The 22,203-nt window shown below is 60.3% G+C and carries 26 protein-coding genes and 2 pseudogenes; 13 read left to right on the top strand and 15 right to left on the bottom strand.

Features of this window, described 5'->3' with window-relative positions; genetic code table 11:
• Positions 1–193: 193 nt before the first annotated feature.
• The 3 genes from IPK17_RS40030 to IPK17_RS40020 all read right to left on the bottom strand — a co-directional run bounded on the left by IPK17_RS40030 (position 194) and on the right by IPK17_RS40020 (position 1,310).
• Positions 194–373 carry a hypothetical protein gene (locus tag IPK17_RS40030; protein ID WP_343423356.1) on the bottom strand — a complete coding sequence of 60 codons (180 nt, stop codon included), beginning with the start codon at positions 371–373 and terminating at the stop codon, positions 194–196.
• Positions 374–565: 192 nt separating this feature from the next.
• Positions 566–739: a hypothetical protein gene (locus IPK17_RS40025; RefSeq protein ID WP_343423355.1), complete on the bottom strand. Its 174-nt coding sequence runs from the start codon at positions 737–739 to the stop codon at positions 566–568.
• 274 nt (positions 740–1,013) lie between these two features.
• Entirely contained in the window at positions 1,014–1,310 is a 297-nt protein-coding gene (locus tag IPK17_RS40020) for an FHA domain-containing protein (protein WP_343423354.1), read from the bottom strand.
• A 458-nt stretch (positions 1,311–1,768) separates the two neighbouring features.
• Here IPK17_RS40020 and IPK17_RS40015 point away from each other — a divergent pair, with 458 nt between their 5' ends.
• The 5 genes and pseudogenes from IPK17_RS40015 (at position 1,769) to IPK17_RS39995 (ending at position 4,256) form a co-directional block, all read left to right on the top strand.
• Positions 1,769–1,939, top strand: coding sequence for a hypothetical protein (locus tag IPK17_RS40015; RefSeq protein WP_502750109.1), 171 nt, complete (start codon positions 1,769–1,771; stop codon positions 1,937–1,939).
• 273 nt (positions 1,940–2,212) lie between these two features.
• Positions 2,213–2,660: pseudogene (locus IPK17_RS40010) on the top strand (VOC family protein); the annotation flags it as partial.
• A 539-nt stretch (positions 2,661–3,199) separates the two neighbouring features.
• Entirely contained in the window at positions 3,200–3,601 is a 402-nt protein-coding gene (locus IPK17_RS40005) for a hypothetical protein (RefSeq protein ID WP_343423353.1), read from the top strand.
• Between the two features lie 40 nt (positions 3,602–3,641).
• Positions 3,642–3,803 (top strand): hypothetical protein, encoded by a 162-nt coding sequence (locus IPK17_RS40000; protein ID WP_343423352.1) that lies wholly within the window; start codon positions 3,642–3,644, stop codon positions 3,801–3,803.
• 258 nt (positions 3,804–4,061) lie between these two features.
• Positions 4,062–4,256 carry a hypothetical protein gene (locus tag IPK17_RS39995; protein WP_343423351.1) on the top strand — a complete coding sequence of 65 codons (195 nt, stop codon included), beginning with the start codon at positions 4,062–4,064 and terminating at the stop codon, positions 4,254–4,256.
• Between the two features lie 229 nt (positions 4,257–4,485).
• Here the strand turns inward: IPK17_RS39995 and IPK17_RS39990 are convergent, their stop codons facing one another.
• Positions 4,486–4,767, bottom strand: coding sequence for a hypothetical protein (locus IPK17_RS39990; RefSeq protein ID WP_343423350.1), 282 nt, complete (start codon positions 4,765–4,767; stop codon positions 4,486–4,488).
• Between the two features lie 19 nt (positions 4,768–4,786).
• On the opposite strand from IPK17_RS39990, the gene IPK17_RS39985 reads away from it, so the two are divergent.
• Both IPK17_RS39985 and IPK17_RS39980 read left to right on the top strand, forming a co-directional pair.
• A complete protein-coding gene (locus IPK17_RS39985; RefSeq protein WP_343423349.1) occupies positions 4,787–5,011 on the top strand; it encodes a hypothetical protein in 225 nt (74 codons plus the stop codon).
• Positions 5,012–5,727: 716 nt separating this feature from the next.
• On the top strand, positions 5,728–5,988 hold the full coding sequence (locus tag IPK17_RS39980; RefSeq protein WP_343423348.1) for an SH3 domain-containing protein: 261 nt from the start codon (positions 5,728–5,730) through the stop codon (positions 5,986–5,988).
• Between the two features lie 233 nt (positions 5,989–6,221).
• Here the strand turns inward: IPK17_RS39980 and IPK17_RS39975 are convergent, their stop codons facing one another.
• Together IPK17_RS39975 and IPK17_RS39970 are read right to left on the bottom strand one after the other, a co-directional pair.
• Positions 6,222–6,521 (bottom strand): pentapeptide repeat-containing protein, encoded by a 300-nt coding sequence (locus IPK17_RS39975; protein ID WP_343423347.1) that lies wholly within the window; start codon positions 6,519–6,521, stop codon positions 6,222–6,224.
• Between the two features lie 272 nt (positions 6,522–6,793).
• Complete coding sequence (locus IPK17_RS39970) at positions 6,794–7,465, bottom strand: GDP-mannose 4,6-dehydratase (RefSeq protein ID WP_343423346.1); 672 nt, start codon at positions 7,463–7,465, stop codon at positions 6,794–6,796.
• 191 nt (positions 7,466–7,656) lie between these two features.
• On the opposite strand from IPK17_RS39970, the pseudogene IPK17_RS39965 reads away from it, so the two are divergent.
• Together IPK17_RS39965 and IPK17_RS39960 are read left to right on the top strand one after the other, a co-directional pair.
• A pseudogene (locus tag IPK17_RS39965) lies at positions 7,657–8,136 on the top strand (TMEM175 family protein); the annotation flags it as partial.
• Entirely contained in the window at positions 8,112–8,252 is a 141-nt protein-coding gene (locus tag IPK17_RS39960) for a hypothetical protein (protein ID WP_343423345.1), read from the top strand. The pseudogene IPK17_RS39965 and the gene IPK17_RS39960, both read left to right, overlap by 25 nt.
• 72 nt (positions 8,253–8,324) lie before the next feature.
• On the opposite strand, the gene IPK17_RS39955 is transcribed toward IPK17_RS39960, so the two are convergent.
• Both IPK17_RS39955 and IPK17_RS39950 read right to left on the bottom strand, forming a co-directional pair.
• Positions 8,325–10,328 (bottom strand): hypothetical protein, encoded by a 2,004-nt coding sequence (locus IPK17_RS39955; protein WP_343423344.1) that lies wholly within the window; start codon positions 10,326–10,328, stop codon positions 8,325–8,327.
• Complete coding sequence (locus IPK17_RS39950) at positions 10,325–11,659, bottom strand: MFS transporter (protein ID WP_343423343.1); 1,335 nt, start codon at positions 11,657–11,659, stop codon at positions 10,325–10,327. The genes IPK17_RS39955 and IPK17_RS39950 overlap by 4 nt, the downstream gene beginning before the upstream one ends.
• Before the next feature lie 524 nt (positions 11,660–12,183).
• On the opposite strand from IPK17_RS39950, the gene IPK17_RS39945 reads away from it, so the two are divergent.
• The 4 genes from IPK17_RS39945 to IPK17_RS39930 all read left to right on the top strand — a co-directional run bounded on the left by IPK17_RS39945 (position 12,184) and on the right by IPK17_RS39930 (position 16,205).
• Entirely contained in the window at positions 12,184–12,327 is a 144-nt protein-coding gene (locus IPK17_RS39945; protein WP_343423342.1) for a hypothetical protein, read from the top strand.
• Positions 12,317–13,090, top strand: a complete 774-nt coding sequence (locus tag IPK17_RS39940) for a CPBP family intramembrane glutamic endopeptidase (protein ID WP_343423341.1) — start codon at positions 12,317–12,319, stop codon at positions 13,088–13,090. Before IPK17_RS39945 ends, IPK17_RS39940 begins: the two co-directional genes overlap by 11 nt.
• Positions 13,083–14,291 (top strand): hypothetical protein, encoded by a 1,209-nt coding sequence (locus IPK17_RS39935; RefSeq protein ID WP_343423340.1) that lies wholly within the window; start codon positions 13,083–13,085, stop codon positions 14,289–14,291. The genes IPK17_RS39940 and IPK17_RS39935 overlap by 8 nt, the downstream gene beginning before the upstream one ends.
• Before the next feature lie 201 nt (positions 14,292–14,492).
• A complete protein-coding gene (locus tag IPK17_RS39930; RefSeq protein WP_343423339.1) occupies positions 14,493–16,205 on the top strand; it encodes a TIR domain-containing protein in 1,713 nt (570 codons plus the stop codon).
• Between the two features lie 62 nt (positions 16,206–16,267).
• Here the strand turns inward: IPK17_RS39930 and efeU are convergent, their stop codons facing one another.
• The 7 genes from efeU to IPK17_RS39895 all read right to left on the bottom strand — a co-directional run bounded on the left by efeU (position 16,268) and on the right by IPK17_RS39895 (position 22,195).
• A complete protein-coding gene (efeU, locus tag IPK17_RS39925) occupies positions 16,268–17,122 on the bottom strand; it encodes an iron uptake transporter permease EfeU (protein WP_343423338.1) in 855 nt (284 codons plus the stop codon).
• Positions 17,123–17,513: 391 nt separating this feature from the next.
• The gene (pyrH, locus tag IPK17_RS39920; protein WP_343423337.1) at positions 17,514–18,236 is read right to left on the bottom strand and encodes a UMP kinase; all 723 of its coding nucleotides are present in this window, start codon (positions 18,234–18,236) and stop codon (positions 17,514–17,516) included.
• 100 nt (positions 18,237–18,336) lie between these two features.
• On the bottom strand, positions 18,337–18,954 hold the full coding sequence (tsf, locus tag IPK17_RS39915) for a translation elongation factor Ts (protein WP_343423336.1): 618 nt from the start codon (positions 18,952–18,954) through the stop codon (positions 18,337–18,339).
• 5 nt (positions 18,955–18,959) lie between these two features.
• Complete coding sequence (gene rpsB / locus IPK17_RS39910; protein ID WP_343423335.1) at positions 18,960–19,805, bottom strand: 30S ribosomal protein S2; 846 nt, start codon at positions 19,803–19,805, stop codon at positions 18,960–18,962.
• A gap of 171 nt (positions 19,806–19,976) precedes the next feature.
• Positions 19,977–20,699 carry an SGNH/GDSL hydrolase family protein gene (locus tag IPK17_RS39905; protein ID WP_343423358.1) on the bottom strand — a complete coding sequence of 241 codons (723 nt, stop codon included), beginning with the start codon at positions 20,697–20,699 and terminating at the stop codon, positions 19,977–19,979.
• On the bottom strand, positions 20,678–21,457 hold the full coding sequence (locus IPK17_RS39900; RefSeq protein WP_343423359.1) for a hypothetical protein: 780 nt from the start codon (positions 21,455–21,457) through the stop codon (positions 20,678–20,680). Before IPK17_RS39900 ends, IPK17_RS39905 begins: the two co-directional genes overlap by 22 nt.
• Positions 21,458–22,195 carry a glycosyltransferase family 2 protein gene (locus IPK17_RS39895; RefSeq protein ID WP_343423334.1) on the bottom strand — a complete coding sequence of 246 codons (738 nt, stop codon included), beginning with the start codon at positions 22,193–22,195 and terminating at the stop codon, positions 21,458–21,460. It lies immediately after the preceding gene.
• Positions 22,196–22,203: the final 8 nt, after the last annotated feature.

Here is a 22,203-nt window from a genome sequence, read left to right as displayed (position 1 = left end):
ATATGCGATGCCATTATTATGATTCTACACAACGTCCTGCATTGTGTTTGTGAATTATAACTTAAATTTAGATTAATACCACGTTGTGACGACGATAGTTAATAATTTCATAGATGATTTGTAGGTACCGATCTTCTTGTCGTCGTAGTAGACACAGCAGGCGCGGAGCCAGCTCTTGGGGATCAGGGTGTCATCACGGGCGAGGATGACAGGCGGTTTCGCGTTGGAGGAAGTAGCGGTACCAGATGCGCACGTAATTGGACGCCGCGGCCTCTTTTGACCAGATCAACACCATGAGCCAGCATTCGGCGAGCGCCAGTTCGACCGGCGCATCCAGTCTTTGCTGCCCTGCGCTAAATGCTAATCCACCCATGCCAGCGGCCCGCCGCTCTGCATCGACAGCATCATCGGCACGACGATGCCTTCCCAATCTTTGCGCCCGTAAGAGACGAAAAATCGTGTCGACCAGCGCGCCGGAGTTCGACGCCTGTGCCAGGCCGCGTCGTCTGCTTGACGGCGAATTCAGGTGCGGTGCTTGTTGGCGAAGATGTTGTCAAAGAGCGTTTCATCCTGACCGCGCGCGGCGTCCGGCTTTGCGCGGGCGCGTGGGATCGAGCTTGTCGGTGACGGTCTTGTCCTGGAAGATGAACTGGAGCTGCACCATTGACCCCAAGCCGAATCCCGTCGTTGGGCTGGGCAGCTGGATCGTCTTCACCAACGGCGTTGAGCGCCGTGCCATTGGTCGAATTCAGGTCTTCCAGCAAGTAGCCTTTGGGCGTGCTGTGAACCGCGCATGGAGAAGCAGCTGACTTCCAGGTCTGAATGACGAAATCATTGGAGAAATCGCGATCTTGATGACGCTTGATGAGCTCAAACAAATAGCCGACTACTTCTTCATCGTCATCATCAGACCGTACATCGCGTCAGGTTGAACAGCCGCGCAACGGTTGCCGCGTCCACCGACGACCAGACTTATTTTTCTTTGGGATCGTACTGCGTGTATTCGGGGGTGATCAGGTCGCCGAGTTCGATCGCTTCGTGCCCAGCGTGAGCATCCGTGGTGATGACATGACGCCCGTTGACGATGTGCCGTTGCTCGACTGGAGATCATGCAGCTCGTAGCCTTCAACAGCCGCACGGGGGCGGCGGTGTTCGCAGCTGACTTCATTATCGTGAATGACAATGATTCTTAACTCCCGACCGATCGAGACCTCGTCAGCGTCCAGTTCGAGAATCGCCCCGGTGTGGGTCCACGGCGCATTATCGGAGGCTGGCCGCAGGAACAGCATCAATCGCGCAATGGCTTTCAAATAACATAATATCCGAAATCGTGACCCCAGAAAAGCATGCCATCGGCCTAACGTTGACTCGAAATCTGTACACCGTTGGTCGGTAGTCAGATTGGCCTAAAGCGGGGCGCGCATTTTAACGGTACTATAAGTGGGCCTGGCGACTCTTGAAAGGTTCTGCATGATTTACCAGCCTGATCGTTCATGGTGGGTGGAATCTCGCGTTCAGGGTGCAGCAATTTTACGCGATTGGGTGGGGCATGCGTCTTCGTCGCGGCGATTCATATTTGCTCTTGAATCTATTCTTCCCGCTACGCCGTCAGGGGCGAGCATGGGACCGACCCTGCATGAAACCGAGCGCTTGTTGTCAATGAACATCGACACCGCTGACGCGCCGCCGGAACGCGGCGGTCATCGTACTCACGTCGCCCCGATGGCGAGCTGATCGTCAAAGCGCGTGATCAGGTACGCCGGGCGAAGTGGTCGGATCGCGACCAGGCGCGTGTACATCAACCGGTGTGCCGCTGCGCGAGAGTTACTTCAACGAAGCGCCGCGTTACAGCGGACACTGGGAAGTCGGCGCAAACCAGTACTTCATTCTCGGCGATAACCGCAATCCTGGCCTCGATTCAGGGTTCTGGCCCGATTGACGCGAGCATCATTCACGGGGTGGTTAAGTTCCGCTGGTGGCCGCTCCAGCGACCTGAGTATATTCGCCGTCTGATTACTGGAACGCTCGGCGGCAATCAACACGCCGTAGAGCAACCTCACCCGCAATCCCTTCTCCGGGTGGAGAGGGACTTGGAAACGCAGCGCGTCTCGCCCTTCACCCCAGCCTCCTACGTTAGAGGGGAAAATAATAACGTCTTGGCGCTCTCTGCCGGGATTGGTTGAGGGTCGGGATAGACGATAGGAGGAGCGTGATGAGTTCAGACAAACCCAATCTGAAGCGGATGGATAATGTCGGCATCGTCGTCGAAGCGCTCGACGGCATCGCGCGTTTTCGCGGAGCTGGGTCTGCGGCTCGAAGGGCGCGCCTGATCGAAGGTGAGTGGGCCGGGCGCGTGACCCGGACTGGGCACTGAACGCGTCGAGGATCCCTGTGTTTGGTCACCCCGATGGTCACAGCCGCCTCGAGCTGTGTGCGCTTTCCCGCGCCACAGGTCATCGGCGATCATCACCCAACGCGCCAGTGAACGCTGGGCTACCTGCAGGTGATGTTCACGGTGGAGGATATCGACGACACGCTCACTCGCTATCCGCCGTCACGCTCCCGCGGCTCGTCGGCGAAGTGGTGCAGTACGAGGACTCGTATCGCCTCTGCTACATTCGCGGTCGGAAGGCCTGCTCATCGGGCTGGCGCAGGAAATATCAAGCGATCATTGGAGGGCGCACACAGGTGCTGCGCCTCTTTTGGAGCAACTCCGTTGCGCTTTACCCCGTTACGGCGACCTCGTCGGCGCTGGCAACATGATTATCACTGCAAATGCGCTCAACCGCACCCCGCTCTCCGCGTTAGGATACCCAAAGCCCGGCGCTGGTTACACCTTTACCGTTTTGTTTTGACTCAAGCACCTCCGCGCATTCCGATTGGCGAGTGCTCGCCCGCTTGGTACCCGCCAGCGCCGCCGCGTTCAAGTTCGGCATTGTGTGTAACCGCCTGCTTCGCATTGTTCTGACGTCATGCTCGGACCCTAGTCATATTTGACTTTTCGGACAAGCTTCACGGCTGTACTCCTCCATCCGTCCGTGAATCACCGATAACCTGCGTAGGCCACAGGCCAGCAGTCCGTCGTTTGAGCGTAGTCCAGCGGTCAGGTGAGAGTACGCCGCCCGTCCATGAGTTTTACGCGATCCGGTTATCGTTAGAGTAACGAATAGATTTCTTTGGGGGGGTGTGCGGTGATTGGGTGGACGAAGGCCTTGGTGATCCGATTGCTGCACGGTGGTCGGCCGGTTTAGTGGTGCTGCTGCTGGTGCAGCCCGCCGTCTGTCCCGTCAATCAGGTGTCGGCGACCGCACTCGCCACGCCCACGTCCGCGCCCCCCTCGCCGCCTGGATTGATGCGCCCAAGCTGGCGCCGCAGTGCATGGTCGGCGGCGCCGTTCCCGGCGATCTGCTCGTGCGCTCATACCCTGGCGCGGAATTCGCCGAACTCCGGCACGCTCGTCACCGAGTTGACCGCGCTCGGCCTCACCGATGATGGCTGGGTCACGGTCAATTTACGGCGAACGGCGCGGTTGGCCGCGCGCGGAAAATCTACGGTTTGCCGGGCGTATGCGCGGCCCTGCCCCGCGTGCGCAATCCGCTGATCCCGTGGCCGCGCCCAGACGCGGAGGTGTTCGCCTGCGAGTGGATCGCGACGGCGACGGCTCGTTCCGCAACACCATTTCGGCGCCGGACGGCGACGCGCTCGACATGCTGTGGATGGTCATCATCAACCTGTACACCCAGCCGCCCAACAACCTGCGCGAATTCACCCTGACGCTGGACTGCGACGGCGCCCCAGCCTGAGGCCGTGCGCTGGGCTGGTCCTACCACACGCCGACCCTCACCTGCGGTGATGCGCTCACGCTGCCGTTCCGCTCGACAGTCCGCAGCAGCCCTTCACCATCACCTTCGCGTCGCAGAGCCCCCAGAGCTACATCAACTATGTGCTGCGCGTCAGCGGCGGCGCCGCAGGCTAACCGAATTCGTACCAAGACCGACTGCGCCAGTCTTCGTATCAGGGACAATAGTAGCGTATGCATTGTTGCTGACGAAGGAGCCGGTATGCGTCTTTTGCGTTACGGATTCATGATCCTCTGTTTACTCTCCGCATGGTTGATCCTCGCCCAGAGCGACGAGGGCATCATGATTCCGGCCGATACCACCGCGCTGATCGATTTCGCGCAGGACGCGCCCACCAACTACCGCGTTCGCCAAAACCCGGGATCAGCCGACCGTCGTGACGATCATCGGCGTTGATATCCCCTTCACCGCCGCAAATTCTCGATTATAAACGGGACGACACTGGCCGAATTCGCGGAAGGGGTCTTCATTGTGACGTTGGAACTCGGCAGCGCGATGCCGTGTTCACGCTGCACGTCGAACCACATGCGCGGGCGTCGTGCTGGTGCGCGTTGGTTCAGATTACGCGGAGGCCGCGCCGACCATCAGGATGCGCGGTGCTGCCACCCGCAACGCCCACCCACCCTCACCTTCGCGCCGACCATACCCTCACGTTCACGCCCACGTTCACGCCCACCGAGACCTTCACGCCCACGCTGACTCCGTCGCGTACACCGACCAACACCCTTGACCCCCGGTGACGCCGACGGAAACGCACACACCGTCGTTCACCCCGTCGAACACGCCGCCCCACGTCGAAACGCCCGCGCCGACCGGAGACCAATACGCGGCCGCCGCCGACGGAAACGCCCGTGCCGCCCACGGCGACGAACACGCGCACCCCGCGCAGCGACGGCGACGCCGTCACCCACCGAAACCAATACTCGGTGCCCCCCCGGCGACCAGCACGCCGCACCCCGCGCAATACCGCGACGCCACCGCCGCAGACAGCGACGCCCGTGCCACCCACCGCGACGAATACCCGCACGCCCCACGCGACCTCCAACGCCGCGTCCACCGACGGGCACGCGCCATCGGCCTACGCGCCCGCCGACAACGACTACGAACTGGACGTGACGACCGGCACGGTCACCACGATCAGCGACAGGTGATCGTACTCTGAAGGCGATCAGGAAGATCGAGTGGTGTATACTGTGCTCAACGTCAATCGGGATGCCAACAGCCGGGCCGCGAGCTTACCTTAACCATCACCGCGACCTGCACCGGAACGGGCGTCGAAAATATTCGGTTTGCGGCCGGTGGGCAGACTTTCGCATGTGGTGATACGATTATCATACGACAAGTCGTCTTCGACTCTAAGAGTGGCAGCTTCTTGGTCTCCGCGACTGGCGGGGAAAACACAGTTGTGACATGGACTTTGACCGGGACAGCAGAGCGAGTCAACCCATAATCGAGGTGGCTGGATGAACGCAGCAGCACGTCTTACACTCATTGTCATTGGACTATTTTGTTGGAACTGGCGTCTGGGCGCAGGATGGCGAACCGGTCGGTATCGGTTCCGGCTTGACGCCGATTGACTTGCCACCGATGCCGGGCCCCAAGTCTTCCTTTAACGACCGATGAGCCGACCACGCCAGCGCGAGCGCCGACCCCGCCGACTTCCCGTATCTGGTGGAAGTGCGCGACCCGCGCGGCAACGTCACCGCCCGGTTGACCAATGTCATCGCGTCGCGGCTCACGCTCGATAACAGCAATCGCAGCTACGAAATCACCGTCATCCCCAACGACCCGGGCGCGCGGGGCAGGTCATCCTCGATATTGAAGGCGCGATTGAACCGGAAACCGAGGTCGACGCGACCCTGCGCCCGTGGAAGCTGAACCCGTCGGGCAGGCGCAGAGCGCTGCGGGCGAAATTGCGTGCTTCGTCAGCACCAATTCGCGCGTCAATATCCGCCGCGAACCGAATGCGGATGCGGAAGTCGTCGGCTTGCTGACCGTGCGCACGCAAATCGGCGCGAATGGCTTGAGCAGTGATGGGCTGTGGTATGGCGTGGTGATGCTCGACAATACGCAAGCGTGGATTTTTGGCGCGGCTGGCCGCGAAGTGTCGCCCTGTAATTTCGCTTAGAGAGAAGCTTAAACCTCACCCCCCAGCCCCCTCTCCTACAGGAGCGGGGGGAGCTAAACGCGCACCGCAAAGGGGGGGTTTGGTTTTACGTCGTATAGCTGACCGGGTTGCCTTGGCTGCCTTTTTTGCCATCCGGCCAGGTAGTCGATTCGTTGAACTTAAGGCCGGTGACAATCGCGCCTTTCATGTTCGCCCCCGTGAGGTTGGCGCCATTCAGGATCGCGTTGGTCAGGTTAGCATTCGTCAGGCGCGCTGGTGAGCGTCGCGTTGCTGAAGTTGACGCCCGTCAGGTTCGCCCCGTTCAAGTCCAGCCCGACCCCTTGCACCGTGGTCATATCGCTAAAGCTCAGGTTCGCGTTGATGAGAATCGCTTCGCGCAGGGTCGCCGCGACGAACTTCGCCGCGCGCGCCGAAGCCCCAGTCATATCCAGACGCGTCATATCGAGCGCTGATAGGTCAATACCCGCCAGCCGGGGCGTAGTCCCCGCACCGACGAGCGCCAGAATGAGTTCTTTACGATTAATTTCCGCCATGTGCTTTTTCCTCACGGTGATAGGCGATAATCTGGTCGATTGTGTCGTCTAAGGAGGTAGTCGGCTTCCATTCTACCAGTCCGCAGATTTTATCCAACGCCGGCACGCGCCGCCGGAAGTCTTCGAACCCGGCCTCGTAGGCTTCTTCGGGAATGACCTTGATTTCGAGCTACTGCCCGCGCGCTGCCGCACTCGGTCGGCCAGTTCGTAGATCGAGACCTCTTCGCTGCTGCCGATATTGAACACCTGCCCAATTGCGTCGGGCGCTTCGCTCAAGAAGGTGAATCGCATGCACCACGTCGTTCACATTCGCGAAGCAGCGCTCTGTTGGCCGTCGCCGTAGACCGCCGATCGGCTCGTTGTTGATCGCCCATTTGACGAAGCGCGGCAGCACCATCCCCATACTGACCGTGCTGACGCGGGCCAACCGTGTTGAACAGACGGAAGATCACGACGGGCAGCCCTTTCTCTTTTAGGTAGGCGAGCGCGAGAAATTCGTCAATCGCTTTGCTGGCGGCGTAGCTCCAGCGGGAGCGAGTCGTCGCGCCGAGCACGCTGTCGTCGTCTTCGTGGAACGGGAAACGCACGCCTTTACCATACACTTCTGAGGTCGAGGCGATGAGCACTTTCTTGCGGTAGCGGCGGGCCGTCTTGAGCACCACTTCGCTGCCGCCGATATTCGTTTCGATGGTTTCGATGGGTTCACTGATGATGCGCTGCACCCCCACTGCCGCGGCCAGGTGGAAGATCACATCACATTCGCTGACCAGTCGATCCATGACATGGATGTTGCGGATGTCTTCAATAGCAGTGCGGAACTTGGGATGATGCTCAATCGCCGCGAGATTCTTAATGCGCCCTGTGCTCAGGTTATCAATAATGGTAACTTGGTAGCCGTGTTCAAGCAGTCGCTCGGCTAAGTGACTGCCAATGAAGCCCGCCACCGGTGATCAATGCGCGAGTCATGGTTATCCTGTTCGTCGTCTTACCAGACACATGTTAACCAAAGTACTGCGCATCCACAATAGACGTATATCAATTGTAGTCAATCGTCGTTTTGAGGTAGCCTGCCCGAGGACGCCATGACCAAAGCCCCCGAAACCGAGAAAGAAACGCAGCGCATCAGGCCTTTAGCGACGGCGTGTTCGCCATTGTCGTCACGTTGCTGATATTTAACGTCAAGCTGCCCGAACCCGCGGCGGTGACGGCTAACGGCTTGCTCGCCGAACTGGCGAAGTCCTGGACGATTTATCTGGCGTTTGCGGCGAGTTTCTTCTTCGTGCTCGTCATGTGGATTAATCATCACCGCTTATTCACCATCATTCGCCGCTCGGATAACAACCTCATGCTGCTGAGTGGGCTGCTGCTGTTCGGCGTGACTGTGGTGCCGTTCCCCACATCGATTGTCGCGGCGTACCTGCTTGACCCGCAGCAGCGGGCGGCCGTCTTCATCTATAACGGGTGGTTTTTCCTCGTGGCGATCATGTTCAACTGCTGTGGCGCTACGCTGCGCACAACAACCCGCCTGTTCAGTCACGCTGTCGACCGGCGATCACGCGGCACATTGCCCGGTCGTACAACATCGGTCTGGTGCTGTACCTCGCCGCCGTGCTGATCGATATCATCAGCCCTCCGGTCAGCCTGGCGATTTCAATTGGGCTGGCCGTGTTCTTCGCCATCCCCAACCGCCAAGTTCAGCAGTTGATGACAACCAGCGACACGACTGCCTAAAGCAGGTTCACGGGAATTTTCGTGTAGGGGCTGTCTGCCCGATTTCGGGCGCACACGCAGGTGCGCCCTACTTTAATTCCCTACCACTCCTGCTGCCGCGCGCAGACTCTGCACGCGCTCCGGTTCGATCTGCTGTCGCTCGTAGAAGTCCGCGAGCGCCAGATAGCCCGGTTGGCCTTCCGGGTAGATCACCACCGCCGTTTCCCGCAGCTTGAGCGCGAGGTCGGGGCGCGCCTGCTGTTCGCGGACGTGCGCTAACTGAATGAGGATCGTGGCGGCGTGCTGCGGCTGTGTCTGGAATTCGTACAGGCTGCGCCGGAAGAGATCCGCCGCGGTCGGAATGTCACCTTGCTGAGCGGCCAACTGCGCCCGCAAAAGCTGAACCCACGCTTGCAGCGGCAGCCAGCGTTCCATCCACGCCAACTGCTTGAGCGCGGCTTCTTCCTGCTGCTTGTTGATCAGGTTGTTGGCGCTGTGAATGTGCGCAACGAACCACACGCGGAGGAGCTGCCAGGCCAGATACAACACTAACGGCACATACAGCAGCACGCCGATGCTCGGACTGAAGCCGAGGGTCGCCCAGAACTGCTCAATCGGAAAGTAGAGCAGCAGGCCGAGGCCGAGCGTGACGAGCAGGTGCTGCGCCAGCAGCAGCGGATAATCCTCAATGGCCAGACTGCGCCGCGCGGGCGTATACCCGCGCTGGCGCAGGCCGAACGGCAGCGCTAGCCAGATCAGCAGGAGGACCCCCGCTAACACTGCATACCAGCGCTCGCGCCGAAACTCGCCCCAGGCCGCCATGACCATCGCCACCGGCACGAGGAGTGTGATCAGCGGTAGCCACAGGCGGTACAGCCCACCGCCCACTTGCAGCGTAACCAGATCGGGCACGTCGTAGAGCGCCGCCCACAGACGGCGCTGCGTCCGGCGCGCGCGCGCCGCTTTCCCCGGATGCACGACGGTGAGCAGCGCCAACCCACCGAGCGCAATAATCCACCAGCCGTACCGCATAAAGAGGCCTACGTCACGGCGCACCTCGGAATAGGGCATGTACGGGTTCTGCGTGTAGGCGATCCACCACAGATTGCCCGCGTGATCCACGCTCAACAGATCCTGATACCAGTTGCTGCGCGGCGGCGTCGTCAGGATGCGCCAGTTCCCATTATCCAACTCGTAAATGCCCTGTATGTCGATCAGCAGCGGCGCGTTGTTGCGAATGACTAGTTGATCGGGAAAGATGCTGGCTGAATTGAACGTTTTGCGACTGAAGGTCAGACGCCCGGCGAGGTTGAGCGTGCCGACGCCACGAGTATGATCGTACACCCACAATACCGTGTCCGTCGCGCCATACATCCGGCTGATCGAAAGGCGCGTCGGCCCGCCAAAGGGCTGCCAGCTTTGTCCATCGTAGCGGAACAGATTGCCGTTGTACGCCAGATAGATGATGCCGTCCGGCGTTTTGACGAGATCGGCGCTGCTGGCGTAGGTGCTGCCCAGATTGGACATCGGAATGAGCGTGGAAAGCTGCTGCGTTTGCCAGCGCGTGCCGTCGAAGGTGGCTATTTGCCCATACAGGTTGATCACGAACACGCCGAGCGGCGAGGCCTCGATGTCATTCCAACCGTAGCCCGAGAGCGCATTCTCGTAAGTGATCCACTGCGTGCCATCGAAGTGGATCACGGTGTTGTCGCGTACTGACCACAGTTGATCGCCATTGGTGACGCTGATCGGGCGGTCGAAATAGGGAGCTGAGACCCCGCCCGTGCAGTCCGACCAACTGCCCGCTTGATATTGCAGAAAGCCGCAGTCGGAGTGCGTGCCCACCCAGAGCGTGCCATCGTTCAGCGCGAGGACTTCATACGGCGATTCGCCTTCGGGCAGCGGGATTTCGCGCCAGTCCTGCCCGTCAAGGAAGTACAACTGAGCGAGCGGACGCAGCGTGAGGGTCGCCAGTCCCTGCGCGCCCAACACCGCCAGCACGACGAGCGCCACGCCGATCACCTGCCAGCGGCGGGCGGCGCGGCGGTACTGTTGGCCTTCACGAACCGATGCGGCAATATCCAGCCCGTCGATCATGCGTACCCCTTGGCAACTCGGTCAATCCGCGGGGCGAGCCCCGCTGCTAATTGTACAGCATGTGGGTCACGCAGATAACGCAGGGTGACGAACAGCGCGCACAACACCATCACCAGCGCGACGAAGAACAGCACCTCATAGCCGAGGTTCTGCGCAATCGTCCCGGCGATGAACGGCGCGGCCAGCGACACAATCGCGGAAATGGTGTTGAACAGCCCGGCGTAGATTGGGCGCTGTTCCGGCGACGCATAGCTGATCACCCAGTTCTGATAGCTGATGAACAGGTTGCTCAGGGTGATGCCGGAGAGCAAAAAGCCGATGTACAGCGGGAACGGCCCGACGACCGACGCGATTAACGCGCTGATGGGCAGGAAGGCCGCGCCGACCAGCGCCAACCGGATGAACAGCACGTTATTCTTCGCGCCCAGCCACGTGTAGAGCAGTGCGCCGCTCACGCTGCCGACCGTTTGCAGCGCCAGCAGCGTCGGCACGGCGACGGCGCTCGCCAGGCCGAGCTGCACGGTCGCAAAGCCGATGTAGAACGGGCTGGCCATCGCGAACAGGCTGGTCAGCATGCGCGTGATGATGATGGCGCGGAACGGCTGATCGGTGCGCAGCACACGCCCGAGGCTCGGCAGGAATTCGCCCAAGGACGGGATCTTCTCGAGGGCTTTGCCGCTCGGGAGTTCGTGAATGAGCGTCGTCGGGATGATCGAGAGTGCGAACAGCACACCCGCCGCGGCAAACACAATCGCATAGTTGTTGGGGAAACCCGGGCCGCCGCTGCCCAGCACCACGCCGATCAGCGGGGAGATGCCGAGCATGATCAGGCCGGAGCTGGCGGTCATGATGCCGAACATGCGCGCGCGCCAGCGGTTGTCCAGGCTCGACCCGGAGAGATCCGCCCACGGCACGCCGACGATGCCATCACCGATCGCCGTGATGCCGTAGCAGATCAGGAAGGCGATGAGAATCGCTTCCGGTCGCGCCGCGCCGAACACGACGATCAAGCCCGCGAAGATCAGCATGACGAAACGCACCGGGATGTTCGGCCCGGCAAACCACCACTTTTTGCGCTCAAAGCGCACGATGTAGCGCGCGATGAACAACTGCGGCAGCGTCCAACCCACATCAAACAGGCTGGACGAGAGGCCAATCAGGATTTCTGAGCTGGTGAGGCGGCGGATGAAATCGGGAATCAGGGTGCTCGGCCCGAGGATATTCATCGCTAGGGTGAAAAGAATGCCATCGGTCAAAAAGAAGACGAAGTTTTTACGATAGACTTTTTCGCGTTGGTCTGGGGATAGGTTGCGACTGTCAGCGTGCGTCATGCGAGTCCTGTCATGAAATCGAATGCATATCATTCTGCCTTGTTCTGTCAGCGCTCACAATGTCCAGTTGGTTTTGGCTGGTTGGTTGGTTTGATCGTGTTGAAAAAGGTCAAATTCCGCCCCCCAGCTTCCTGCCGTGAACCGAATTGGTTTTCGTAGGGACGCGATCAAGAGGGTGTCTAATCAGCCCCTCAACCCCCGACCCCTACTCCCGCACAAGCGAGGAGAAGGGGAGAAATGCAGTTGTATCCCGCTCCCCGTTGACGTGGGAGCGGGACGGCTTGCGCAGCCCGCCGGGTGAGGGGTGGTATGAAACGTCTTTTTTGGACATCCTCTTGATCGCGTCCACTGATCGCTACTACTTACAGCATCCCATAGGCGATACTTTAAATACCCTCATGCCTTGTCCCTACAATTGATTGCCTTCCCCTGACAACCCCGTGGCTGACAACCCACCGCTCAACCATTCAGGTAAATCCCGTCACGCAGATTCAAAGTTGCGGTAAAATACGGGGAGGCGAAGCATGGTGCTTCGCCTCTTTTGCTGTTCGGGGATAACGTTGAGCATTCGCAAGACACAACGCAGAATTTTAATGGCGTTCATCGGGGTGCATTTTGCGCTGGCGGCGGTCGTCAATCTGGTGTTTTTCGCCGGGAATGCCTTTTAGCCCGCTGGCGTCGGCGACCGGCGGTCTGTTGACCGGATCACTGCTGGTCAATGTGGTGTTCATCGGCCTGCTCGTCGGTTGGATGATTCTGCAACGTGGGCGGCTGCGCCCCTACGACGTCGGCCTGATCCCGTCGCATATCCCGATGGGCATTATCTACACGTTTGGCTTCTGGGCCATGGCGCAGATCGTGCATCTGGTCTTCAGCCTGCTGACCTACGGCGCGGTCACACTGAACCCGGAATGGGTGAGCAACGCCAACATGATGATCGGCCTGATCCTCGCGCAGGTGATCGGCAACGCGCTGTTCGAAGAGATTGCGTACCGCGGCTTCCTGTTCCCGCAGATCTACCTGCATCTCGACGGCTGGCGGCATCGCCCGTGGTGGCGTTTGGGCGCGGCGATTCTGATCTCGCAGGGGGTGTTCGCGCTCTCGCACATCCCGAATCGCCTGTATCTCGGCATGTCGCTCGACCAGATCGCGCCAGATCTACTGCTCCTGCTCGGCTGGGGTTTCCTGTACACCATCATCTATCTCCGCACCGATAACCTGTTTCTGGTGGTCGGCGTGCATGCGCTGGGCAACGCGCCCTCGACGCTGTTCGCGACGGCACCAGTCTTTGCAGGCGGCGGCGCGTCACTGTTCATGTACGCGCTGGTCGTCCTGCTGTTGTTCGGCGTGCCCATGCTCCGCGCCTATGGGCAGCGCTTCCGATTGGGCTTAGATTACGGCACACAAGAAGGAAGAAGAGAATATGTATAAACGCGGAAAAGACGAGGACGACGGCCTCGATTCCCTGCGCAGCGATTTTGGCAGCGAGGAGGAACTCGGCGACGAACGCGGGTTCCTCGACGATGTCGCGCCTGCCGAGGACGACGCTGAGGATCAGCCCCGCGAGAAGCGTCCGTCCGGGGTGCCGGGGAATGTCAGCTTCATCGGCGGCATTTTCCGCGTGATCGGCATCGCGCTGGTCTCCGTGCTGATCTTCCTGCTGATTGGCGTGGGCATCACCTTTGGCCTGAGCGCGGCGGGCATCGTCGAGATCATCGACTTCTCGCGCGCCAGCGTCCCCGTGATTAGCCTGCTGCCGACGAGCGTGCCGCCCACTGATGCCCCGGTCAGCGTGCCGACACAGCCGCCGCCGACGGAAGTCGCCGCCGCTGCCGCGCCGACCACGGACACCGCCGGTGGCCAGCCCGTACCTGTGCCCACGGCGACGTCGGAGAATGTCACCGTGATCCCGCCGACGCCGGTCACCGCGTGCACGGAAATGGCCGACTGGTGGGAGGATCAATCCGCCATCTATGCGACCTTCGCCGCACTGTCGATTGAACAGCCGCCGCAGACGCTGCTGGCGACCCTGCAGCAGATGCGCGTGCGCCGTGATGCTGCGCAGGCTGCTGTGCTCGTACCCTGTGTCGATCCGGTGCGGACGGCCTTCGTCAATGGTTATGACCTCCAGATTCGTGCCTTCGAAGCGGTCAACAACAGTGACCTGCCCGGTGCGCGCAGCCTCATGCTGATGGCTGGCGACGCTTATGCGCAAGCACACGCCGGACTCTGGCGCGCAGGCATCGCGACGGATGGCTCACCGCTCGCCAGCGGCATTGGGGCGGACAGCGGCGCGTCGTGCGGCGCATCGGCATGGTATCAGGCGGCCAAGGCGCAGCGCGATACGCTGCTTGACGCTTACCTTGCCGTCAACCCGGAGACGATGCCACCGCCGCAGATCCGCCAGAATCAGGACACGATGGCTGCCGCCGCCAGCAATGTGGCTACGCTGCAAACGCCTGCCTGCGCGTCGACGCCGTCCAACCTGCTCATCAACTACATGCAGGATCTGATCAACGCGCTGCAAATGCAGCTCGGCAGCAATCCCGCCGAAATTGAGCGGCTGATCAGCGCGTACAACAATCGCCTGCTGCTCAATGCGTGGCTGCATTATCTGGGACTGAACCCGTAAACCATTTTGTGCCCCTCACCCCCGACCCCTCTCCCACGCAAGCGGGGAGAGGGGAGAAAACGGCCTTTCCTGTCTCCCCTCCCTGAATTCGGGGAAGGGTCGGGGGTGGGGTAAGATCCTCTGAGTACCGCACAACGCTATTGAGGGGCGGACTTGTTACCTCCCGCCGCGTCCTGAAAAAATAATCTATTCGGAGTCCCGATGGCGCACGTGTTCATCTCCTATCACAAAGACAGCAGCCGTGCCTACGCGCGCCAGCTCGCCGATCATTTGATCGCGCGCGGCTTCGACGTATGGATCGACGACCGCATCGACTTTGGGTCGGAATGGGAACGTGCGATCTTCGAAGATGGGCTGGATCGCGCGGCGGCGGTCGTCGTCATCATGACCAAGGGCGCATGGGAGAGCCGCTGGGTGCGGCGCGAACGCGAATACGCCGAATTCAAGCGCCTGCCGATCATCCCCCTGCGCGCGGAAGACTACATCTTCCCACCCTACCTCGCGACGCAGTTTGTCGATGTGCGCGGCTGGGTGCTGCCGCCCGACACGTTCCTCGACGCGCTGGAAGAAGTGGGCGTGACGCGGCGCGCTGATCGCGGCGCCGATGTGGCCAAAGCGGTGCAGGTCGCGCAGGGCTCCGCCCCGACGATTGAGCGCATCCCGGTCGTGACGCCGACCAGCACACCGCCCGTTTCCTCCCCGCCGCCCATTGTCAGCCAGCGCCGCTCGCGCAGTTTGCTGCCGTTTGGCGCTGCGCTCCTCGTGATCGTGATCGTCGCTGCCCTCTTGCTGCCGTCACTGCTGCCCAACCCGGACGAAGTCGCGTCAACACCAACGCTGACGCTGACGAACACGAACGCGGTCATCGTCGATGCGGCGACCGCGACCGCGACTCATACGGCCTCACCCGAACCAACGATTGCCCCATCCGACACCGAGCCGCCGAATCCCGAAACGGAAGTCTGGCTCGATGTGACGCGCACCGCCGATGCATGGACGCCCAGACCGACCGGCACATTCACGGCGACGAATACCGCGACCGCCACCCGTGATGCCACGCAAACCTATGAACGCCTGCGCCAGAATCGCGACGCGACGCTCACCGCGCAAGCGCCCACGCCGAACGGCGGCGGACGGGCTGAAATTGTGTTCGTGTCGAATCGCGATGGAGATTACGACCTCTATGTGACGCATCTGGACGGCACGAACGTGCGCCAGCTCACTGATGAGTCAGGCGTAGATGATTATCCGGCTTGGTCGCCGGACGGAGAGCAAATTACCTTTGCTGCTTATCGCGTGGACAATTGGGAAATCTACCTCATGGATGCCTCTGGGGAGAATCAGCGCCAGCTCACAATCAATCAGGCAGATGATTACGCGCCCGCGTGGCTAACCCAGGATCGACGTCTCGGTTTTACCTCGAACCGCGATGGTGACGACGAGATCTACACCGTTGGCGTGGATGGGACGAACCTCCAGCAGTTGACCTTCGACAATGCGCTCAATTCATCCGCGCAGTGGTCGCCGGATGGCCGCCGAATTCTTTACCTCTCCGATGACGGGATCGCCATCATGAACGCGGACGGTACCGGCGCGTACCAACTGACAATGGAAGGGTCACTGGATTACAGTGCCACCTGGTCGCCCGACGGCCAGCAGATTCTGTTCACCCGGGGGTTTTTCGCAGATGCAGAGATCTACGTTATGCGGGCAGATGGGACGGCGCTGCAAAACCTCACTGACCGTGAAGGGGAAGATTATCAGGCGGCGTGGTCACCCGATGGCAGTCACATCGTCTTTAGCTCGGATCGCGACGGCGATCGCGACCTCTACAGCATGAATGCCGATGGGTCGAACGTCCGTCAAATCACGAATACGGACGGCGATGATATCGCCCCCGATTGGCGTCCGTAGAGACAACCTCATCATTCAATCCCCTCTCCGGGTGGAGAGGGGATGCGCCGCTAAACGCTGGGTTACGCGGTCGTCGGCGTGAACGGTGCGGGGACGGTGTCGGCCTGAGCCTTCGCCTTCAGCGAGCGGTCGATGAGCCACGGCATGACCGTCAGCGCGAACAACCAGTACGCCGCATAGCCGATCACGTCGACCAGCGACGGCGTGCTGTTGTAGCCAAAGAGCGTCTTCAACAGACTGCCGAGCGGCGACTCAACGGCGAGCAACCCATTGGTATCCCACACCTGCTCGATGATCGTCGGCAGCAGCCCCGCCTCTTGAAACTCGTGCAGCGCGCTGGCGAACATCCCCGCCGCGAACAACAGCAGCAGCACGCTCGTTACGCTGAAGAAGTGGCGCAGATTCAGGCGAATGCTCGACGCATAGACCAGCGCACCGATCAGCGCGGCGACGGCTAAGCCGATCAGCGAGCCGATGAGGGTTTCCTGCCCGTTGATCGTGAACGCGGTTGCCGCCAGCAGCAGCGCCATCTCGACGCCTTCGCGCACGACCGCAAAGAACGTCACGCTGAACAGCCCGCGTGGGCTGGTGCGGACGGCGGCGAGTTCGGTTTCGAGGCTGCCCTTCAGCGTACGCGCCTGCGAGCGCATCCAGAAGATCATCCACGTCAGCACGGCCACGGCGATCAGCATCATCACGCCTTCGAAGATTTCCTCGGCGCGGCCTTCCAATTCCGCGCCCACCGCTTGAATCCCCAGCGCGACCAGCACGCTCACGGCGATGGCCGCCAGAACCCCTGCCCAGGCATAGCGTTGATAACGCATCTGGTTCGTCTTGCGCAGGTAGCTCAACACGATGCCGACGATCAGCGAGGCTTCGAGTCCTTCGCGCAGCGCAATCAAAAGAGGTGCGATCACTGTCCTGTACTCCGCTCAAATTTGGAATAAAAAAGGGTGTGCTTGCAGCACTACTGTGCATTGTACGGGGTGCAGCGGGCAGAATCTACGAAGGGTGTTAATCATGAGTTCATGCGCCGGATTGATCGGATGTTAAAGCGAACCAAATCTCGGACTAGCCTGTGATTAATCATAATTTGCAGCAGGTTAAATTGTATCAGCCGGGGGTTTTGATATGCGGGTTTTGGCGGGGCGAGGCAAAAGGGTGTTCAAAAAGCACCCCTCAAAGCCTTTCCACTCGCCAGCGGACGCGATAAATCGCGTCCCTACGAAAACGCGCTCGGTTTGGCGAGCGGTGTTGTCTCCCCTCTCCTCTAGGAGAGGGGTTGGGGATGAGGCTGATCTTGTGCGCTTACGCCTGAATGAGTGTGCCCACGCTGTGATCGCCGAGCACGGCGCGCTTGAGGTCGTCGCCCGACCACAGATCCAGTACGAGGATGGGCATCTTGTTCTCTTCGCACAGGGTGAAGGCGGTCATATCCATCACCTGCAAGCGATCCGTCAGCACCTGCTTGTAGCTGAGCGTTTCGTAACGGGTCGCATCCGGGAACTTCTTGGGGTCTGCCGAATACACGCCGTTGACCTTGGTCGCCTTGATGACGATCTCCGCGTTCACTTCCACCGCGCGCAGCGCCGCGGCAGTATCGGTGGTGAAGTAGGGGTTGCCCGTGCCGCCCGCGATGATCACCACGCGGCCTTTTTCCATGTGGCGAATGGCGCGCAGTCGGATATACGGCTCGGCGACCGCTTTCATTTCGATGGCGGTCTGCACGCGGGTTTTGCCCCCCAGTCGTTCGAGCGCGTCCTGCAGCGCTAGTCCGTTCATGACGGTGGCGATCATGCCGATATGGTCGGCGGTGCTCTGTTCCATCCCGCGCGCCACGCCTTGAGCGCCGCGCCAGATGTTCCCCCCGCCGATGACGATGGCGATCTGAACGCCGAGGTCGTGGATGCCCTTGACCTTCTCGCAAATTTCCTCCGCGCGATCCGGATCAATGCCGTAGCCATGATCCCCTGCCAGCGCCTCACCGCTCATCTTCAGCATGATCCGGTTATAGACGGGTTTCTCTTGCATCGCCTTGCCTCCTGTGGGCATAAAAAAGGGGATGAACACGAAATGTTCATCCCCTTCGTTAACACTAGAAAACGGTATGTCGCGGTCGTCCGAGCATCGGTTATTCGGGTACGTCGACCGGCGTGCTGATTTCGAAACGCGCGAAACGGCGAATTTCGATGCTTTCGCCGACTTCTGCGACAGTTTCCGCCAGCAGTTGGCTGATGGTCTTGTTGTCATCCTTCAGCCACGGCTGTTCCATGAGGACGATGTCCTGATAGAACTTGTCGAGGCGACCAGCGACGATCTTTTCCGCGACTTCCGGCTTCTTGCCTTCGTTGAGCGTGCGCGCCAGCAGCACCTGACGTTCGCTTTCGACCAGGTCGGCGGGCACATCTTCACGCTTCACATACTGCGGGTTCAGGTTCGCAATGTGCAGCGCGACTTCCTTGGCGAACTTCTTGAAGGCGTCCGTGTTGGCGACGAAGTCGGTTTCGCAGTTGACTTCGACCATCACGCCGAGGCGCTTGGTGAAGTGCAGGTAGCTTTCGATCAAGCCTTCGTTCATCGAACGACCGGCGTTGAGCTTCTTGGCCGCCTTCGCCAGACCCTTCTCACGCAGGAACGCGGCGGCTTTTTCAACATCGCCGTTGGTGCTTTCCAACGCTTTCTTGCAATCGAGGGGACCCGCGCCCGTCATTTCGCGCAAGTCTTTGACCTGTTGTGCGGTGATCGCCATAGAGTTTATTCCTCAGTTTCTTCTTCAAACAGCTTGGAGTTGCGGAGCTTCGCCAGCGTCGACGCGCCCAGCAGCGCTTCATCGTCTTCGACTTCGTCGTATTTGCTCGCCGCTTCAAACACCGGGGCGCCGCTGTCGCCGTCCTGACAGAAGTCATCGGGCTTGCGCATCTGCTGGCCTTCGAGGATGGCATCTGCCAGCGCCCCGATGAGCAGCTTGATCGCGCGCACCGCGTCGTCGTTTGCCGGGATGACGTAGTCAATCGTATCCGGGTTGCTGTTGGTATCCGCCAGCGCCATCACCGGAATCTTGAGCGTGTTTGCTTCCTTGACCGCCGTGACTTCGCGCATGGTGTCGATGACCAGCAGCACGTCGGGCAGCTTCTTCATGTTGCGGATACCGCCGAGGCGTTCCTGCAGCTTGGTGATCTTGGTGTTCAGGACCTGCGCTTCACGCTTCGACAGCAGTTCGAATTCGCCATTGTCGCGGCGCTTTTCCAGCTTCTTGAGCGCTTCGATACGATCCTTAATGGTCTTCCAGTTGGTCAGCGTGCCGCCCAACCAGCGGGTGTTGACGTAGGGCATGCCGCAGCGTTCGGCTTCGCGGGCGATGGCGTCCTGCGCCTGCCGCTTCGTGCCGACGAACAGCACCGTGCCGCCTTTTTGCGTCTTGTCGCGCAGCATGTCGGCATAGCTGTTGAGGTTGACCAGCGTCTGCTGCAGGTCAATGATGTGGATACCGTTGCGTTCGGTGAAGATGTACGGCTTCATCTTCGGGTTCCATTTGGTCGTGCGGTGACCGAAGTGGACGCCCGTTTCGAGAAGCGCCTTCATAGTGACTTGCGTGGGCATTGCATTCTCCTAAAGGGTTCGTGTTTGTGTACAAGCACGCCGTTCACCCCCGGCGGATCATCGCTCTACGCGACAACACGCCGCCGAGTCCGGGCGTGTGAAATTTGGGTCTGCACCCATAACGGCATTCTAGCAGAGCGGGTAAGCGCTTTCAAGATGAGGATCGCGTCCTCACGACGCAGGAATGATCCCCTGTTCGACCAGATACGCCGCATAGGCTTCGGCCTGCAGGCGCGAACCTTCGCCGTTCAGGTGCAGGTGATCGACCCACAGCGCAATCCCTTCGGGCGCCACGGTTGCGAAATCAATGTAGGGGAGATCGTACTGGTCCGCTAAGCGGGTGACGATCGCATTCTGTTCATCCGCCGCCGCCCGCCATTCGGGAACCGCGTTGGGATCAGCGCGGTCGTAGGCCCACGTGCTGAGCAGCAAATCGACGCCCTGAATCTGCGCGATCCCGATCAGGCTGCGCAGGTTGCGTTCGTAGTACACCGGCGGGTTGAGCGCATACGCTTCGGCGTCCGCATAGGTCTGCCCGTCACCGCACGTGATGTAGGTCTCCGACGCGCTCGAACTCGGATCGGCGGGATCACGTTCCAGACCCAGCTTAATCGTGAGGAAGCGGTACAGCGTGCTGATACTGAACGTCCCCTGGTTATACGTGCTCACCATCACATTCCGTGGGTCGAGCCCGCGCAGGAGGTTGGCACCCCGGTAACAATCCGGGTTGGCGGCGCGCCCTGAAATATCAATCACGGACTGGTAAAAGATGATCAGATCCGGATCAAGCTCCAGCATGCGGAATTCGAAGTTGCTGAGCGTGTGCCATGTCGTGTAGCCCTGCACGCCCGCATTGATCACCTCGACGTTGGTCAGGCCATAGTCTTCCCGCAGAATACGCTGCAGCCACGCCGGATAGGTGTCGGTGTCTTCGGTGGCGCCAAATGTCGACGAACTGGATTCAAGGTGTAACCGATAAACGGCAGCACGACCGCCGAGCGGTTGAGTTCGTTGACTTCTTCGCGGGTGTAGATGTAACTGATGCGATCTGATTCGGTGCCAAAGTTGGTGAAGATGAAGCGCAGCGCCAGTTCCAGGCTGAGCGCGGTGCCGATCACCCCTAAGGTGACCGCGCCAACTGTCACCAGCATGCGTTGGAACCAGCCGACTGCCGCTGGTTGGGTGGTGAGTGCTGTGCTCCGGACGTGGGGTCGATGGTGGGGGAGTACCAGCAGTGCCAGCAGCGAGATGCCGATACCAATACTGGCCAACAGCAGAAACAGCGCCAGCGGCTGGTGGATGAAAAACTGAACTGGGAGTGTATATTCGTTGACGCTGCCATCGACCAAGACCACCCGGAGCGCGGGCGTCGTCTCGCTCTGTAAGCACACCTGCTGCGCGTCTTGACCGATGGTCGGCTGATTATCGAAATAGACTTCCCGCACGCCGTCGACCCGCCATTCGACGTTCACACAGGCGCCGGGCGCAAACACCACGCTGCGATCAACCGCCAGATAGATGGAACTGGTGTTCAGTTGGACGTTCGTCGTCTGCGCACCGGGCACCAGCACCGCCCCCGCGCCGATGGCGAGGACGATTAGAAATGCGAGGATGTGGAGATAGAGCGCGTATGTTTGCAGTGAGCGCGTCAATTAGTTGACAAAGCGGTACTTGATCAGCGTCCAGAGCGCAATCGGCGCATCCGTCCACTTAATCTTCTTGCCTTCCGTCCATTCGCGTCCGTTGTACGAGATCGGCACTTCGTAGATGCGAATGCCCTGCTTGAGTACCTTCGCCGTGAATTCCGGCTCAAATTCAAAGCGCTTGGCGTGGATCACCATCCCCTCGACGACTTCGCGGCGGAAGACCTTGTAGCACGTCTCCATATCGCTGAGGATGGAGTTGTAGAGGATGTTGGTCGTCAAGGTCAGCGACTTGTTGGCGACCATGTTCCAGAAGTTCATCGCCTTGCGCGGGCCGCCGAGGAAGCGCGAACCGTACACCACTTTGGAGATGCCTTCTTCGAGCGGACGCAGCAGCACCGGGTATTCGCGCGGGTCGTATTCGAAATCGGCGTCCTGAATGAGGAAAATGTCGCTGGTCGCGTGCTTGAACGCGGTGACGAGCGCCGCGCCTTTACCTGCGTTCTGTGGGTGATAGACGATCTTCACGTGCGGGCGGTTCTGCGCTTCAATCTGGCGCAGCACCTCAAGCGTCCCATCCGTGGAACCGTCATCCACGATGATGATTTCGTCGGCCAGCCCCACCGCTTCGACGCGATCCAGCACGGGTTCAATCGTATCGCGCTCATTGTAACAGGGGATCAACACGCTCAACGTCAGACGTTTCGCGCTGGGCGTCGAGCGTTTTTCCGCCGTTTTCATTTGCATTGTTCGTC

The sequence above is a fragment of the Candidatus Flexifilum breve genome (assembly GCF_016713355.1).
The sequence above is the reverse complement of the archived record's forward strand: the minus strand, read 5'-3'. Positions and strand labels throughout refer to the sequence as shown.